Genomic DNA, 14,993 nt, shown 5'->3' on the forward strand with positions numbered 1-14,993 from the left:
TTGTTTTCCCTTGTTGGATCCATCCGTATTATACCCGATCTCATCCGCCAGCGGCTTTTTTTCCAAAGCCCCCGTATAAATTTTTCCAAGGCGGACATAATGAAAATAAATGATCTATCTTCTCCCCCTTTAAAAAGGTGTTCCGGAACGATCTCCGGAACACCTTTTTTTCTCCGCGGCGGGCGGTTTCTGTTTTCCTGGCGACACAGGGAGCCGCTCCCGTCAATCCGAGGGATGGCAAAGCAGCGGCGGCCGATCGTTGGCCGGGTCGGATAGAGCCCCAAAGCTTTTTGATCCCGCCCGTTCGCTTGGCGTTTGTGATCGGAACGAGCTTTGCGCTTTAACGGGGCGGCACCGCAATCGTCTGCCCGATGCCGAGCCGCTCCGGATCGGCATCGGGATTCATTTGCTGCAGCACGCCATGGCGCCAGCCGTTTTCTTCTTCCAAACGCCAAAAAGTATCCCCTTTTTTGATCACGTAAGCCGCCGCCGGAACGCGCAAGCTCTGCCCGATCCGGAGCGCTTCCGGGCGGATGCCGGGGTTCATTTTCAGCAGCGTGCCGTGCGCGAGCCCGAAGCGGTTTTCCAGCGCCCATAGCGTATCGCCTTTTTTCACTTTATACACCAGATAGGAGCCTTTATCGGAGGTTTTGGCGGTTTGATCCCGCTTGGCGTCCGCTTCCCGGCGTTTCGTCTCTTCCTCCGGGACGCGCACGTTGAGATCGACGCGTCCTTTGATGCCGGGAAGGCGGCCTTCATTGCTGTATTGGAAGACGCGCCATTCCTTCCAAATGCCGTTCTCACCCGGCCGCCGCACGCCGTAATGGGCAATCCACAGCGGCACGTTCCGCAAAGCCTCGGTCAAATGCCTTTTGGCGAAATTCGTGTTGGTGTAAATCATCACTTCCTCTCCCGTGCCCGCCGCCACCCGATCGAGATAAACGCGCGCACAGGCCGATAATCGGGCCTTGTCCAACCCTTGCGCTGTCTCCAGGTCGAGAACATGCGGCAGCACGGGCCGGAATCCGCAGATGGTTTGAAGGTAATGATCGGCTTCTTTGACAGCGTCCGCTTCACTTGCAAAGCGGGCGAAATGGTAAAAACCGACGTTTAATCCCGCCCGGGCGGCGTCCCGGGCGTTGCGCTCGAAATTCGGATCGACCACGGTCTTCCCTTCCGTCGCCTTGATAAAGACAAAATCGATCCCCGCCGCCCGCACTTTTTTCCAATCAATCATCCCCTGCCAATGACTGACGTCAATGCCTTTCAAATGTTTTTCGCTCATCGCTTGCATGCCTGACCCTCCCATTCGTTTTTCTTGATTTTCATCCGTCTGTCCGACAGCCGCAAAAGCCGAAAATGGAAAGAGAGGGGTCGGGCCGCAGGGATAGCGGGTTTTTCCACCGGCACATTCGCCTTTTTTAGGCCAAGGTAGGGCCGATAAAGCGAAGAAAACAAAAAACCGTTCTGTTGAAGAACGGTCGGTTCAAAATATCTATCTCATTCATAAAAAATGGCGTCCAACGGCCAAGCGGGCTGATCTTCAGCACGTGGGATGTGTGCCGCCTCCATCAAAAAAAGCGGCGACAACCGCTTCGACAAGCTGCGGATCGGGTTCGTTTCCGCGAAAGGCAAAAGGCATTTCTTTAATAAATCGGCCGTCTTTATACACATGAACGGCGCCTTTTTGCAGCATGACGCTGTACTCGACGTCAAACGTATAACCGTTTCTCTGTATCGCACCCATGTGCGCCTCACCTCCAAACATCGCCTCAGCCGAACCAAGTCCGGCTGCATCATAACTTTCATCGCTGGCAAACGCCACATAGCCGCATTCGGAACAATAATATTGGCAAGGGCCGAGCCAGTCCATCAAGCGGTCGAGGCATTGCGGACAGTCCAACTTTCCTACCTCCTCAACCGTAGTTTGCCCCGTGCGGTCGGATTTGTCTCCAGCATCTAAACGTTCGGCCTTCGGCGACAGATACGCGCAACATGGAGCGGCCAGCGCGATGCGGTACAGCTCTCGAAGATAAGCAAAATGTCCAATCAACCTTTTTCCAAAAAACAAACACGGGGTTTTCGTCGTTCCGGCGAAACCCCGATATGAGCTTTATTATGGTGGAGCATAGCGGGCTCGAACCGCTGACCTCTTGCATGCCATGCAAGCGCTCTCCCAGCTGAGCTAATGCCCCATGGTTCACCACTATTTCTTTATCTATTTTTATTCGTTTCGCTCTTTCGTCGTCCGATTTCGCATCGGACATGTTTAACTATAGCACGGGGATCGGAAAAGGTCAACGGTCTTTCCAAAGTTCTTCTAATCAGACGATTCCGTCTACGGCTAGCCATAATAACCCACTAATAATGTCCGGATAATCAAGGACTTATACAATTCCAGGCTTTTATATCGCGGTGCCGATTTAATTCGATGTTAAGCGAAAAAAACTTAGAAACGCTCCGCATCAATCCCATATATATTAGAAACATTTTTGGCGGCACCGTCATTTTGCATACAAACAGGAAACAAATGTTCTCTATGATGATCTCCTTAACTTGCTTTAATCATTTTCAGGCGATTTTAGCGCATAAGAACGCCATCCCTTTTATCCCTATCGCATCCCGTTTAAAGAAGACGATGCCGAATTCGTTATCATTGGCACACCATTAACAGATTTCCGTCGGGATCTTTAAAATTAAACCAGTGATTGTTCTCGATGCCGGTGGTTAATTGCACGTTCTTCGCCTTCATAAATTCGTAGGCTTGCTGGATGTTATTCGTTTTGAATTGAAATGCCGGGACTTTATAGACTTTATCTTCGGCAAAAATCTTACTGTCCAGGACAATGCTGGGCCCATTCATCGGAATGACGTACAAATGGCCGAATAAGATTTCACCGTCTGCGGGCAATCCTAAAATCTCACAATACCAATCGCGCGCCTGCTCGATATTGCGGACGGGAATAAAAACCCCGCCGATTTGATTGAAAATCGGGTGATTCATGACCGGCCTCCAATAAAAATTTTTTTTTACTACTAAATGAGTGGTTCAACATCCTTCAAACTTATCCTTCAAAGGCGGCATAATAAAGGGAGTGCCGTCTTTAATTTTCGTGTTCATGGGCCGCAGAAAAAGGTATCTTGTTTGAGCGGTTTTGTTTAACCGTTGACAACACCGATCACGAAGCCGTCATATCCTTTACCGCTCACCGTTTGAACGGCCGTCGCTTCAATTCTCGTTTCTTCGGATAATAAATCGATAAACCGGCGCACACCCTGTATTTCCAAGTCTGCACTGCTTTCATCAAGGATCCGCCCGCGGCGCACGACGTTATCCGCAACGATGACGGTGCCCGGCCTTGCAAGCTTTAGCGCCCACTTCAAATAGCTCGGATGGTTCTTCCGGTCCGCATCAATGAAGATCAAATCGAAAGACCGGAACCCTCTTTTTTCAAGAGTCGGCAAGGTTTCGAGGGCCGGCCCGACCACGATTTCAATTTTTTTATCCAAACCGGCCTTTTTCACGTTTGCCGCGGCAACTTCGGCATGCTTTTTATTGTATTCAAGCGTGATCAGCTTGCCGTCGTCCGGCAAGGCACGGGCGAGCCAAATGCTGCTGTAACCGCCGAGCGTCCCGATTTCTAAAATGGCTGTTGCCCCTATGATCTTAGCGAGCAAATAGAGGAGCTTTCCTTGGTTCGGCGTCACATCAATCGCCGGCAAACCGGCTTCCGCATTCGCTTTGAGCACCGCATCCAGGAGCGGATCCGCCGCGTGGAGCTTGGTCTTAAAATAAAGGTCGACATCCTTCCAGATTTCTTCAATCGCCATGGCTTATTGCCTCCGTGTGATGATTTAAATCCAAAATGGATCGATTGGCTTTGAAGGATCCACGCTCAAGGGACCGACGCGGATCCTTTTTCTCGGATCTGCAAACCCCAACCGGCGAAAACCGACCATTCTGACGGCACCCATCTTATTATTAAATATACTTTTTTAAATGGCAAATATTTTTGGAAAGGATATTCAACGTGGAATTCGGCGGATGTTTTGACGATCTATGTCGAAAAATTTCTTTTTGCAAGGAAAGGAAGAAACATAAATTTGTGGAATGGTTTTATCGAACAAAAAGCGCGAATGTCCGGAAAGGACATCGCTATGCGTGCGGCTTGGACCGTCATGAAAGAACAACTGGATCACTTTTATTTAATCCGAAGATTGTCCCTCTACGAATTGAAAAGCGAACATCGCCATCATTATCTGGGGATCCTTTGGGAACTGATTAATCCCGTGATGCTATCGCGCTGCTCGCCATCTTGGCTGCGTCTGTCATCCTTTTGGAACTGATTAATCCCATGATTCCGGCTTCATCTTGAACAGAGGAAACGTGGAAGGAGTCCATTATTTGCCTTGGCATAACCTCCCTTATTTCCACGACGCTTTTTTGCGGACGATGGATCGGACGAGACTGAAGGCCAACTGACCGAAACGTCCGGCATGAGAGCACCTTCATTCAACACCCGTTTGCTCCTAACGATAAAACCTTCATAATTAAAGGAATCCCTTCATGCATCTCGAATGATATATAAAAATTCACTTTAACTTCTTTGATTGGAGAATCGCATTTGAAAAGCGCCAAATCTTTATGGTTATTTATTGGATCCCTCATGGGAATCAGTCTTCTATGGTTTGCAATGATGCTGTTCCTGTCCGCACAAATGGGCTTTTTCATGTACATGGCCGTTCAGATTTTTCTCATCGGCATGCTTATCTTGAATGCCGTTCGGCTGTTTAAAAAGAAGGAACGGCGGAAACCTATCTTCTCCATCGTTTCCTCATTGCTTTTATCCATCCTGTTTTTCTCTATCGCTTTATTAAACGCGATGACTCCGTATTATAGGCAATACATTTATGGCGAGAACCTGGAGCTTTCTCCTTCAGGGAAACTTAAGATTTACGAGGATATGTATAAACGGATCTTTTTGATGTCCGATCATTTGAATTCGTTTAAACGCGTCAAAGTGAAACATATCTTGTTCTATCAAGAAGATCATGTCAATGCTCAGTGGGTGACGGCGGTTTTAAACGGAATCGCAAAAGAACAAAAAGATTATCGCCGCATGTTCGGTTCGCTCCCTCCCTCTAACGTATCCGTTGTGTTTTATTCATACAAAAAGCAGATGGGTTTTCATACCCCCATGATCGACCTAAACGGAGGCTATTTACCATCAAAAAATAGGATTTCCATTTACATCCCCCGTGCCAAAGCGAACGATCGGGAATATATCGAAAAAATCAGCGCCCATGAATATAGCCATTTTTTATTCCATCAATTCGCCAAAGAACATCATATTTCGTTATTTAAAATTCCCGTTTGGTTGAATGAAGGGATCGCGCGCTATATTGAAAATCGGAGTGCCGGCCTCCCACTGGATGAAAAGATCTTACAAGATCAGCCGTGGATCCCGTTGAATAAACTGGATACTTATGGGAATTGGCATGTCCATCTTGACGATCGCGGCACGCCCTATGATCAAAGCGCTTTATTTGTCAGCGACCTTCTCCATAAGAACGGCGAAAAGGCCTTCCAGCGTTTTTTGCTGAATTTAAAAACCGATTCCTGGGAAGACGCATTTGAGAAAGCCACGCATAAAAGATTTGAGGATGAAGAAGCCGATTTCGTTGATCGCTTGAACCGTGCGCGATCGCTTTGGAACCAGACGAACAGTGATTTATTAAAAGCGAAGCAAGCCGAAGCGTTAAAACACCTCAATCAATTGCATCATCTGTTTCCCGGCAACAGCAGTACACTGGATACCGTAGCCAAAATTTATATGAACCAAGGATTGTACCGGAAAGCGTTGGAGTATGGAACCGAAGCCGAAAAAATCAACCCGAACGATGATGATATCAAAGCCTTTTTGTCCTTGGTACTAATATATATAGAACCCGATAAAGCATGGGCAAAAATCCAAGAGATGCCATTGGATGTTCAATACGAAAAGGATTTGGCCGAACACATCCGGCAGTTGATTGACAAGATCCACAAAGGCGAACCGCTCCGTGGTTATTATGATTTTGTCCAATTAAATGATTTGAACAGCGACAAAAATAAATTGGACATAATCAACATGGTTCTTAATAAATATCCGGATGGGAGCCGAAAGTATCGTACGTTGCTTTTGGACTATAAAAGCCAATTGGAGAAGCGCAAAAATCAATGAAAAAGTGACCACTGTCGAACCCAGAATTCCGATCGATCGTTCAACAAAAATAAAATGGAGGCTTGACATAAAGCCTCCGAACACACTTCTCATGCCAACCGGCATCTCCATCTTTCCTGCCGCCCCGCACAAAGGCAGCGCGCTCTTCTTTTTATCCTCAAACTGTATAAAGCCCCTCGTTTTATGTCTCCCATTGATCAAGCTCAACGATGATTGCGCCTGTGGTATGAATGCTTTCCCGTTGAAACGCGGTCGTTTCAACGGGGTATGATTTTCCCCCAATTAATGAATAATGAATACAGATGGGAGGCCTTGAAATGAACCATATCCTGTTTTTGATCATTAAATTCTTCGGCTGCGTCGTGGCGTTTACCATCGGGTTGGATCTGTTTTTTCCCGCGACCGTCACCGATATCCTTTCGTTCAGCATCCTTGTCACCGTCGTGTCGTATGTGGTGGGCGAACGGATCATCCTGCCGCGCTTCGGCCCGGCCGCCGCAACGATCGCCGATTTCCTGCTCGCTTATATGTCCGTTTGGATTTTCGGCAACATCTTATTGAACAACTACTTGCAAATCGCCTGGGGCAGCATTTTGTCGGCCGCCGTCATCGCCATCGTCGAATCTTTCGTCCACCGCTATGCGCTGCTTTACGATGAGACGAATCGGGCAAAAGAAAGGGAGAAACGGCGCACAGGGTATATTCGCACCCCCGAGTATGGCACCGAGTTCTCGGAGGAGACGGATTTGCCCGATAAAAATCGCTTCGATGAATAAAGGCGTCCTCCGCGGGACGCTCTCTTTTTCGGTTCGTTCACCGCTCTTCGACGACCACTCGATCCCCGTGGCTCATCGGCTGCGACACGACGAGAAATTCCAAGTCTCCGGATGTTTCGTTCATCATTTGATGCGGAACATTCGGAGGGATTTCCACGCCTTCCCAAGGGTGCAACGTTTGGCGTTCACCGTCGATTTCAATGGTCGCTACGCCTTTAAGGACGAAAAAAAATTGCCTCGCCCGCCCGTGATAATGGCGAACTTCACGGGTCCCGGGAGGCATTCGCTCTTGGATGACGCTTAACGCGTTTTGCTTGACGAGATGCCAACCGTCACAACCAGCTCCCCACTTATAATGTTCCGCTTTGCTTTTGTCGATTTTCACGGCTCCTCACCTTCCTTTCCTGTCTGCATTGCCAATGCTCATTATAAAAGCGGGAACGTCCCGCGCCAATGCCGATCCTTCGCCGCGAACACTCCTGAACCTGTCGCCCAATCATCCCATCATTCGCCGCGACGGCAACGGCGGGTCGCCGTACTGCAAACCATCCGGCCTGTTACAATTTTACTCCCATCTTTAGTAACCCGCCCTGTTTGTCGGGCGAAGCAATCGCAAAACACTTCCTCGAACACGCGTTTTATTTGCCTCGCCGGGTCTCGCTCTCGCGGCTTTCGGTGATCCGTCCGAAAAACCGCGCCGGGTTGGCGGGCGCCGCGGCAAAGACGACGAGTTTTTGTCCGAAATAGTTCGTGATCGTATAAAGCACGCTGCCTAAAAGAATGGCGATGTCGGCCGCGTGGCCGCTCACCGCATCGACGCGGCTGAACGCCCAGTTCGTGAGGCGTTCACCGAGATGGTACGAGATGACATAACAGACCAACACGACGAGGATAAAGCGAACGAAGCCGGCAAGCAAGGGGGTATCGCTCTTAAACGTAAAACGGCGGTTCAGCAGATAGCTTACCACCGCGCCCACGGAATTGCCGATAAAAGTGGACGCCCAGTAAGACCAGCCTGCGGCGTGATAAAAGAAAAACATGAGAAACCAACCGACGGCCGTGTTGACCACGCCGACCAGCAAAAACCGAATGACAGTGGGCGACACGCGTCCATCACCTTCTCTCCGCGAGCTTCGTCGCTTGCACGCTTTTTCCTGCTCGGCCGGAATAGAGGTCCGTTTCAATTGAGTAGCGCGGACGCCGTTTCGTTTCCTGATAAATTTTTCCGATGTATTCGCCGATCAAGCCGACGCTCATCAACAACAATCCGCCGATAAACCAGATCGATATCATCATGGACGTCCAGCCGGAATCGGCATGTCCGGTCAGTTTGCTGATCATGATGTAAACACCGGCCAAACTGCTGATCATAAACGAGAGAAAGCCGATCAACGTGATCATCCGAATCGGCACGACGCTGAAGGACGTAATGCCGTCAAAAGCAAAGGCGATCATTTTTTTCAAAGGATATTTCGACGTCCCGGCAAAGCGCTCTTTCCGGTCATAATAAACGACGGCGGTCCGGAATCCGAGCTGCGCAACGACGCCGCGGAGAAACAGGTTGACTTCCTTATAACGCGACAGTTCTTCAAGCGCCCGCTTGCTCATCAGGCGAAAATCGGCGTGATTGTAAACGAGATCGACGCCCATCCACTTCATCAGGCGATAAAAGCCTTGGGCGGTCAGCCTTTTAAAAGCCGTATCGGTTTTCCGTTTGTTGCGGACGCCGTAAACAATGTCATAGCCTTCCAAATACTTCAAAACGAAGTCGCGAATCACGCCGACGTCGTCCTGCAAATCCGCATCGATGGAAATGACGCAATCCGATTTTTCCTTCGCGGTTTCCAGGCCGGCGATGAGCGCTTTTTGGTGGCCGAAATTGCGCGCGAGCTTAATCCCGGTCACATAGCGGTTCTGATCCATCAGCTTGTTGATAAGGATCCACGTCCGGTCTTGGCTGCCGTCATCGACAAAGAGAATTTTGCTTTCCGGCGCGATCAATTGTTCCTCGATGAGCGATTGCAAAACCGCCGTTAATTGCCGCGCGCTCTCCGGCAACACGTCTTCTTCGTTATAACAAGGAACGACGATGGTGAGCATCGGACGTTTCATCTTTTGATCACCTCTTCCGTAGGTTTTTTGACTTTGTAAAGATAAATCTTCCAAGCCGCATGCGGATCATCAAAGGTCCTCATGAACTCGAGGCCGTCGTCGGCGGCGTTCAAAATCGGAACCGAAGAAAAGATATAGCGTCCGCCCATGTCATAGAGGACACGGGTATTGAGTTCGAGATGATGGATCTTTTTCCGCGAATGCTTCTTGAATTGATAATGTTTTCCGAGTTCCGCCGAAAAGAGATAAACGCGGTTTCCCCATTGGTCGTAATACTCTTTAAGGGTCGGACTTTTGTCCAACTCCTTGGCGATGATTTTGCGGAATTGATGCTTATAGGATAAAGGATAAAAGTTGTTGTAAGTGTCCAGGGTATAAAAGCCGTTATACTGGGCGATCGCCGGATGCAACCCGATGCTGGCGACCCGATAGCTCGATAGCGGTTTGCCAATATATGATTTTATCTTGCGAAACTCGTCGACCGCATAAAATTGCCTGACCGACGGCTGATGCATATAACGGTAGCGGATTTCTTCGTTATAGCCGCACAGCAAAAGAATTTGCAACGCGAGGCTGATCAAGGCCACCCGTTTCCACCATCCGCCCATGCGCATCAATATGGCGAGCCCGAGAGCGAAATTTAAATAGATGACGAGCGGACGCAAAAAATGGTAACGGGCGAAATTGAAAGTCGTCAGCAAATGAATGCGCGTCTTCAGCGGCTGCCAACCTTTGTAAAACCAAAACGCATACCACACCGACAAGACAAAGGAGAGCACGAACAAAAACACAAACAACCGCGCGTCGCGCCCGCGCTCCTTCTTGGCCAAGATGATGCCCAAAACGAGAAAGAGCACGGGCAGTATGACGAACGTGTGCAACGTCATATCATGAGTATGGCCAAACAAATAGTTTTTGAACGCAAGGCGAATGGTATGGGCCAAGCCCAATTTGGATGAGACAAACTCATCGCGGCTTGTCGGCTCTCCGCCGATGATGAGCGAGGCCACAACCCGGTATTCCACGGCGAAATACATGGCGGTCATCAAGACGATGCCCCATAAAAATGCGAGGTTCCAGCGGCGTTTTACGATGCCGTCATAAAGCCATAACAGGCCCATCGCACTCAAAAAGAAGAAAAACCCGAGCTCAAAACTGGAATAGAACGGAAGAAGGACGAGCACCGCCCAATGCTTCCACGTCGAAGCCCGCTTGCGGATGTTTAAAAAAGCCCATAACGCGAGCGGCATGCCCAAGGTGCTCAACATGCCGGACGGCCAAAACGGCGTCAAGGCGAAAGCCAAGGCGACGCCGACGCGGATCCACGACTGTTCCGCCGCCTTAATAAAATGGTCTTTCAACAGCAAATACATGCCAATGAACGCAAAGACCCGGGTCAACGTTTGGCTTAAAGCGTATGCCACCATTGTGGGAAACAGCGCGTGCAGCCAAACAATGCCGCTGAATTCGGACCCCAGCGCATTGCGCGAAAGTTCCCCGTTGATGATTTGGGGAATGTGGCTGTCGAGGGGTCCGAACAATTCACCGCTGCGGACCAAAACTTTATACCAAGCGATGTTGGAATCCAAATTGTCGTGGACGCGAATGTGCGCGTCCTCACCCAAAATGTAGAGCGGGGACAAATAAATGCTCAGGATCGCCACCGCGATCACGATCGGCCAAAAATCACGGTGATGTGTCGCTCTTTTTAATCTCTCTTTCAAAGCCTAACCACCATCCTCAAGAACACCCATGCTTAAAATTTAACGCCGGGCCGGCGGACGCCGCCGGCTTTGTCAAAGAAACAGCCCGATTAAAGCTGGAATCCATGAACGGCTGACCGGCCGCACCGCTTGAATTCGCGATGCCGCCACCATAACAGTTCCATAGTTTCCATAAATACCGCAGAAAAAACCTTTTGCCTTCCTTTATTAAGCCAAGGTTGACCAAAAGCGGCGATTCGCCAAGGTAGAAGCCTGTTTAAGACATGCCGGGCATTCGCTCTTTTTTAAAGCCGCTCGGTTCACCACTTATTAAGACGGGACACAACGGAAAAAAGTTCATCATGATGCGGAAAACACGGATGGTCGACTCGGGCGGTGTCGCCTATGCCTCGGACAGACGGCCGTTTTAGACGTTGAAGCAACCAAAAAACCGTTCTGCCTCCCCACACCCGGTGGTTTGCGGAACGGTTTTCGGCCGGCCGCTTCAATCTTAAAAAGCAATAATAGCGACCGTCTAAATCATTAGCCACACGAAATTCAAGCCGATTTCTTGGGTTTGACTTTATCGTAGAAATAGACAACCATCCACCCCGTAGCCAACCACATCAGTCCCAACAGCAAAAATCCGCCCAGAAACGGAATATTTAAGAAACCGACCAAGATGATCGCGCCGCAGAGCACAGGATACAACGCCGCCCGTTGCTCATGCCCCGCCCACTTTTTCCCCACTTTTTCGGCCACAGTGGAGAACGTGACGAAGAAAAAGACGAGCCACAGGATGAACAACAGGACGGCAAAGACGAGACCGATGACGCTAACGGCCAAGAATAAAAACAAAATCAGCAAAAGCAGGCCGGTGACGAGGCCGATCGCCGCGAGCCGGAACGGCGAACGTCCAAAGCCGATCGGCTCCGGCGACCGTCTTTTCGACAACGCCAGACGGGTCAAAACCGCGAACACGATGAGCAGCAGGCTGACAGCCAGGCGCAGCGCCCAGCCGGCCACCAACAGAATCGCCGCGATCAAAAAACCGATGGTCGCCCCGTTGCCAAACTTAATATTCAACACTTCATCTGACACGTTCGCGCCGTCTTGCTGCTTGATGATGCCGCCGATGACCAAAACGACATCGCCGATGCGGGCGTTTTTTTCGATCGTCAAATCTCCGTCGATGACGATCACGCTGCCCCTCACCGTGCCCTTGACGACGGCGTCATTTCCGAAAACGATGAGATTGTCGATGCTTTGCCCACTGGTGACGGCCACATCGCGGTCCATAATGATTTCCTCACCCGCCGCCAGCGCCGGCCGGACCGCCGCCGCAAACAAGATGAGCATGATAAACAAGGCCGCCACGATCCAACGCTGTTTCATGACAACTCTCCCTTCTTAACCCCTGTTGCCGTTAGCAGGCGCCAGAGGAGCCAAAGCGCGACGATGATGAAGCAGACCGCTCCTGCGTAAAAAATGATGGGCAAATAGGGCAAGGCGCCGGCGACGACGGCCGCCGCCCGCAATAACGTCATGCCGATCATGACGAACAAGGACGCCAATTTCATCACGGTATATAAGACGGGATACGTTCCCGCTACAAAAACAGACAGCATCACCAAGGTGAGAAAGCCGGCCATTACCGCGAAGCGGCGGTTGATGAACGGGGGAATATCCGCTTCGTTGATCCGGGACATGACGGAAGCCGGGAAACCGGACGGAAGATCGAACGCGTTGTAAAGCGAAAACAGTCCGTTTTTGACCGCTTTTAATTCGTCAAAGGCTTCCCTGCATTCTTTGCACGACTCTAAATGCGCCGCGATCCGTTCGGCCTCCTCATCGCTCACTTCCTGATCCAAATAAGCCGACAAGAGAGATTGGACGTGCTCATCCATTTTTTTCACCACCTAAGAGAGCCTTTCTCATTTCCCAGCGCGCCGTTGAAATCCGGGATTTGACCGTTCCCAACGGAATATTCATAATCTCGGCGATTTCTTTATATGAAAATCCTTGGATATCGCATAAAATCAAAGCCTCACGGTGGGCGGGAGACAACGTTTGCAAGGCTTCCCTCAGCGCCAAATTCAATTGCACGTTTTCGATCGTCTCGCGCGGTTGGGGCAAATTTTCATTTTCCGGAACGGTTTTTCGTTTTTTCTTCTTTTTTAAATGGTCGTAACACAAATTGGACACCATCCTTGTCAGCCATGACGCAAAAGCGTACTCGTTTTCCAGCTTCGGCAGGGCGTAAAACGCTTTAACGAACGCCTCTTGGGCGATATCCTCGGCATCCATGCGATCATCGACCATGGCCAAGGCATGGCGAAAAACCGGTCCCTGGTATCTCTTTATAAGTTCGGCGAACGCTTCTTGATCCCCATTTTTCGCCTTATGTACAAGCCGATAAAGTTCTCGGTCCACACCTCTATGCCTCCGCCCAATAATCGTTCTAATTAGAAGGACTGCCGTTCCCCATGAAAGGTTCATTCCGCCTCATTTTTTCCGAACGGGCGCCAAAATAAAAACACGGCGAAAGGGGGGCCATCGCCGGCCAGAGGTGCGGCCGCCCGACCCCATGCGCCGCCGAATGGGGTCCCGTCAAAAGATGGAAAATGGCACATCGGCGATGAAATCCATTGGAGTTGCGGATGGAGCGGCCGAGCAACGACGGCGTACTCGCGATCCAAACAGAGAGGCGCTTGCCGAGGCCCCCTCCCTATTAAACGCATCCGCCGATCCGCCCATGGGTACCTTCGCGATCCGTGGCCAGTCAGTCCAAAGGCTCTCCATCGATGCGCGCGGGTTAAGCATGATCTGACAGACTTCGTGAACCATTTTCCTATAATGACCGTCTTTTCAGGTAAAACGAGTTTGCCAGAAGAAGGTGCAATCATGTCAACAGGCGACCATAAAGATACCGTTTTGATCTTCACGAATCGATTCGGCGAAGGACACCGGCAAGCCGCCATCGCCATCCAAGCGGCCATTCGGCAGCGCCTTCCGGAAGCTCTACCTATCATTATAGAATTGGAAAAAGCGTCGCACCCGTTTTTCGGATATGTCGCCCATCAACTTTTTATCGGAGGCATGCGTAAATTTCCGAAGGTCTATGATTATTTTTACGAGAAAACGCGGAGGAAAAACACGTTTTCCGCCTTGCTGAAAGAATTCAACCGGATGGGGCTCAGCACGTTGCTCGACACCATCGAAGCGATGCATCCGTCCATCATCGTCGCGACGGACCCCGTCTCGGCAGGCATGGTTTCCGTTCTTAAGAAAAGAAACATCCTGGACATCCCGTTGACGACCGTCGTCACCGATCACGCCGTTCACAGCTATTGGATCAATCCGTGCACCGACCGCTATCTCGTCAGGTGCGGAAGGGATTGGCGGCGCTCGGCGTCCGGGAAGATCGCATCGACGTGACCGGCATCCCGATCCATCCCAAATTTTTGAAAACTTACAACCGCGCGGCTTTGATGGAAAAATACGGATTACAACCGGGCGTTCCGACGTTGATTTTCACGGGCGGAGGGTACGGCCTGATGGATGGCAACCATTCGCTCGTGCATTTGGTGGATCAACTGCCCCTCTCATTACAAACCGTCATCGTTTGCGGCCATAACAAGCCTCTCTTCCGCCGGCTGTCGGAACAGGCGAAGCGGGCCCAACATCGGTTTTTGATCATCGGCTACACGGAACACATGGAAGAACTCATGGCGGTCGCCGACGTCATGGTGACCAAGGCGGGCGGTTTGACCACGGCAGAAGCGCTCGCCGTCACGCTTCCGATGATCGTCTACCCTCTCCTTCGGAGGGCACGAGCAAGAAAACCTGCAATATCTGCTCAAGAGCCGATCCGCCCTTTTGGCCGACAATCCCAACCAATTGTTGGAGCACATCGTGCAATTGTTGACCGATGCCCGCTTGCGCCAGGAATTGATCCATAACATGAAAGCGATCCGGCGCCACTTATCGGCGTTTGCGGCCGCCGAAGCGATCCGGTCGGAGCTGGCGAGGCACGCCAAGCACCGCAGCGAACCGCTGCTTCAATACTCATGATTGCGCCGAGCCTTGACAGCGGATGTGGCCGGACCCATCCAAAAACCCCCGATGCCAACAGCCATCGGGGGTTCTTTTTCGTTTTCTGGATGAAAGCGATGCGT

16 protein-coding genes and 1 tRNA gene are annotated in these 14,993 nt (G+C 50.6%); 5 read left to right on the forward strand and 12 right to left on the reverse strand.

The window, feature by feature from the left end; genetic code table 11:
* Positions 1-340: 340 nt before the first annotated feature.
* The 5 genes from CCB157_RS05720 to CCB157_RS05740 form a co-directional block, all read right to left on the reverse strand.
* A complete protein-coding gene (locus CCB157_RS05720; RefSeq protein ID WP_158077222.1) occupies positions 341-1,294 on the reverse strand; it encodes a GH25 family lysozyme in 954 nt (317 codons plus the stop codon).
* A 249-nt stretch (positions 1,295-1,543) separates the two neighbouring features.
* Positions 1,544-1,903, reverse strand: coding sequence for a DUF5370 family protein (locus tag CCB157_RS18440; protein WP_439951307.1), 360 nt, complete (start codon positions 1,901-1,903; stop codon positions 1,544-1,546).
* Between the two features lie 216 nt (positions 1,904-2,119).
* Positions 2,120-2,195 (reverse strand) — tRNA-Ala (locus tag CCB157_RS05730).
* Positions 2,196-2,653: 458 nt separating this feature from the next.
* Positions 2,654-3,004: a VOC family protein gene (locus CCB157_RS05735; RefSeq protein ID WP_077614954.1), complete on the reverse strand. Its 351-nt coding sequence runs from the start codon at positions 3,002-3,004 to the stop codon at positions 2,654-2,656.
* Positions 3,005-3,159: 155 nt separating this feature from the next.
* Positions 3,160-3,831 carry an O-methyltransferase gene (locus tag CCB157_RS05740; protein WP_077614955.1) on the reverse strand — a complete coding sequence of 224 codons (672 nt, stop codon included), beginning with the start codon at positions 3,829-3,831 and terminating at the stop codon, positions 3,160-3,162.
* 794 nt (positions 3,832-4,625) lie between these two features.
* Between CCB157_RS05740 and CCB157_RS05750 the strand changes: the two genes are divergently transcribed.
* Both CCB157_RS05750 and CCB157_RS05755 read left to right on the forward strand, forming a co-directional pair.
* The gene (locus CCB157_RS05750; RefSeq protein ID WP_077614957.1) at positions 4,626-6,224 is read left to right on the forward strand and encodes a hypothetical protein; all 1,599 of its coding nucleotides are present in this window, start codon (positions 4,626-4,628) and stop codon (positions 6,222-6,224) included.
* A gap of 317 nt (positions 6,225-6,541) precedes the next feature.
* The gene (locus CCB157_RS05755) at positions 6,542-7,000 is read left to right on the forward strand and encodes a YndM family protein (RefSeq protein WP_077614958.1); all 459 of its coding nucleotides are present in this window, start codon (positions 6,542-6,544) and stop codon (positions 6,998-7,000) included.
* Between the two features lie 37 nt (positions 7,001-7,037).
* On the opposite strand, the gene CCB157_RS05760 is transcribed toward CCB157_RS05755, so the two are convergent.
* From CCB157_RS05760 to CCB157_RS05790, 7 genes are all read right to left on the reverse strand, one after another.
* Positions 7,038-7,385, reverse strand: coding sequence for a cupin domain-containing protein (locus CCB157_RS05760; RefSeq protein WP_077614959.1), 348 nt, complete (start codon positions 7,383-7,385; stop codon positions 7,038-7,040).
* A gap of 253 nt (positions 7,386-7,638) precedes the next feature.
* Entirely contained in the window at positions 7,639-8,106 is a 468-nt protein-coding gene (locus CCB157_RS05765) for a GtrA family protein (RefSeq protein WP_077614960.1), read from the reverse strand.
* Positions 8,107-8,113: 7 nt separating this feature from the next.
* The gene (locus CCB157_RS05770) at positions 8,114-9,112 is read right to left on the reverse strand and encodes a glycosyltransferase family 2 protein (protein WP_077614961.1); all 999 of its coding nucleotides are present in this window, start codon (positions 9,110-9,112) and stop codon (positions 8,114-8,116) included.
* The gene (locus tag CCB157_RS05775) at positions 9,109-10,836 is read right to left on the reverse strand and encodes a DUF6044 family protein (RefSeq protein WP_077614962.1); all 1,728 of its coding nucleotides are present in this window, start codon (positions 10,834-10,836) and stop codon (positions 9,109-9,111) included. Before CCB157_RS05775 ends, CCB157_RS05770 begins: the two co-directional genes overlap by 4 nt.
* A gap of 537 nt (positions 10,837-11,373) precedes the next feature.
* Complete coding sequence (locus tag CCB157_RS05780) at positions 11,374-12,210, reverse strand: hypothetical protein (protein WP_077614963.1); 837 nt, start codon at positions 12,208-12,210, stop codon at positions 11,374-11,376.
* Positions 12,207-12,722 carry an anti-sigma factor family protein gene (locus CCB157_RS05785; RefSeq protein WP_077614964.1) on the reverse strand — a complete coding sequence of 172 codons (516 nt, stop codon included), beginning with the start codon at positions 12,720-12,722 and terminating at the stop codon, positions 12,207-12,209. The genes CCB157_RS05780 and CCB157_RS05785 overlap by 4 nt, the downstream gene beginning before the upstream one ends.
* On the reverse strand, positions 12,715-13,248 hold the full coding sequence (locus tag CCB157_RS05790) for an RNA polymerase sigma factor (protein ID WP_238594610.1): 534 nt from the start codon (positions 13,246-13,248) through the stop codon (positions 12,715-12,717). Before CCB157_RS05790 ends, CCB157_RS05785 begins: the two co-directional genes overlap by 8 nt.
* A gap of 471 nt (positions 13,249-13,719) precedes the next feature.
* Here CCB157_RS05790 and CCB157_RS05800 point away from each other — a divergent pair, with 471 nt between their 5' ends.
* Genes CCB157_RS05800 through CCB157_RS17570 form a run of 3 tightly spaced genes read left to right on the forward strand, consistent with a single transcriptional unit; the run spans position 13,720 to position 14,889 of the window.
* Positions 13,720-14,253, forward strand: coding sequence for an MGDG synthase family glycosyltransferase (locus CCB157_RS05800; protein ID WP_158077223.1), 534 nt, complete (start codon positions 13,720-13,722; stop codon positions 14,251-14,253).
* Positions 14,214-14,777, forward strand: a complete 564-nt coding sequence (locus tag CCB157_RS05805) for a glycosyltransferase (RefSeq protein WP_077614968.1) — start codon at positions 14,214-14,216, stop codon at positions 14,775-14,777. The genes CCB157_RS05800 and CCB157_RS05805 overlap by 40 nt, the downstream gene beginning before the upstream one ends.
* A complete protein-coding gene (locus CCB157_RS17570) occupies positions 14,731-14,889 on the forward strand; it encodes a hypothetical protein (RefSeq protein WP_158077224.1) in 159 nt (52 codons plus the stop codon). The genes CCB157_RS05805 and CCB157_RS17570 overlap by 47 nt, the downstream gene beginning before the upstream one ends.
* Positions 14,890-14,993: the final 104 nt, after the last annotated feature.

This window comes from Caenibacillus caldisaponilyticus, from assembly GCF_002003465.1.
Taxonomy (GTDB): domain Bacteria; phylum Bacillota; class Bacilli; order Bacillales; family Sporolactobacillaceae; genus Caenibacillus; species Caenibacillus caldisaponilyticus.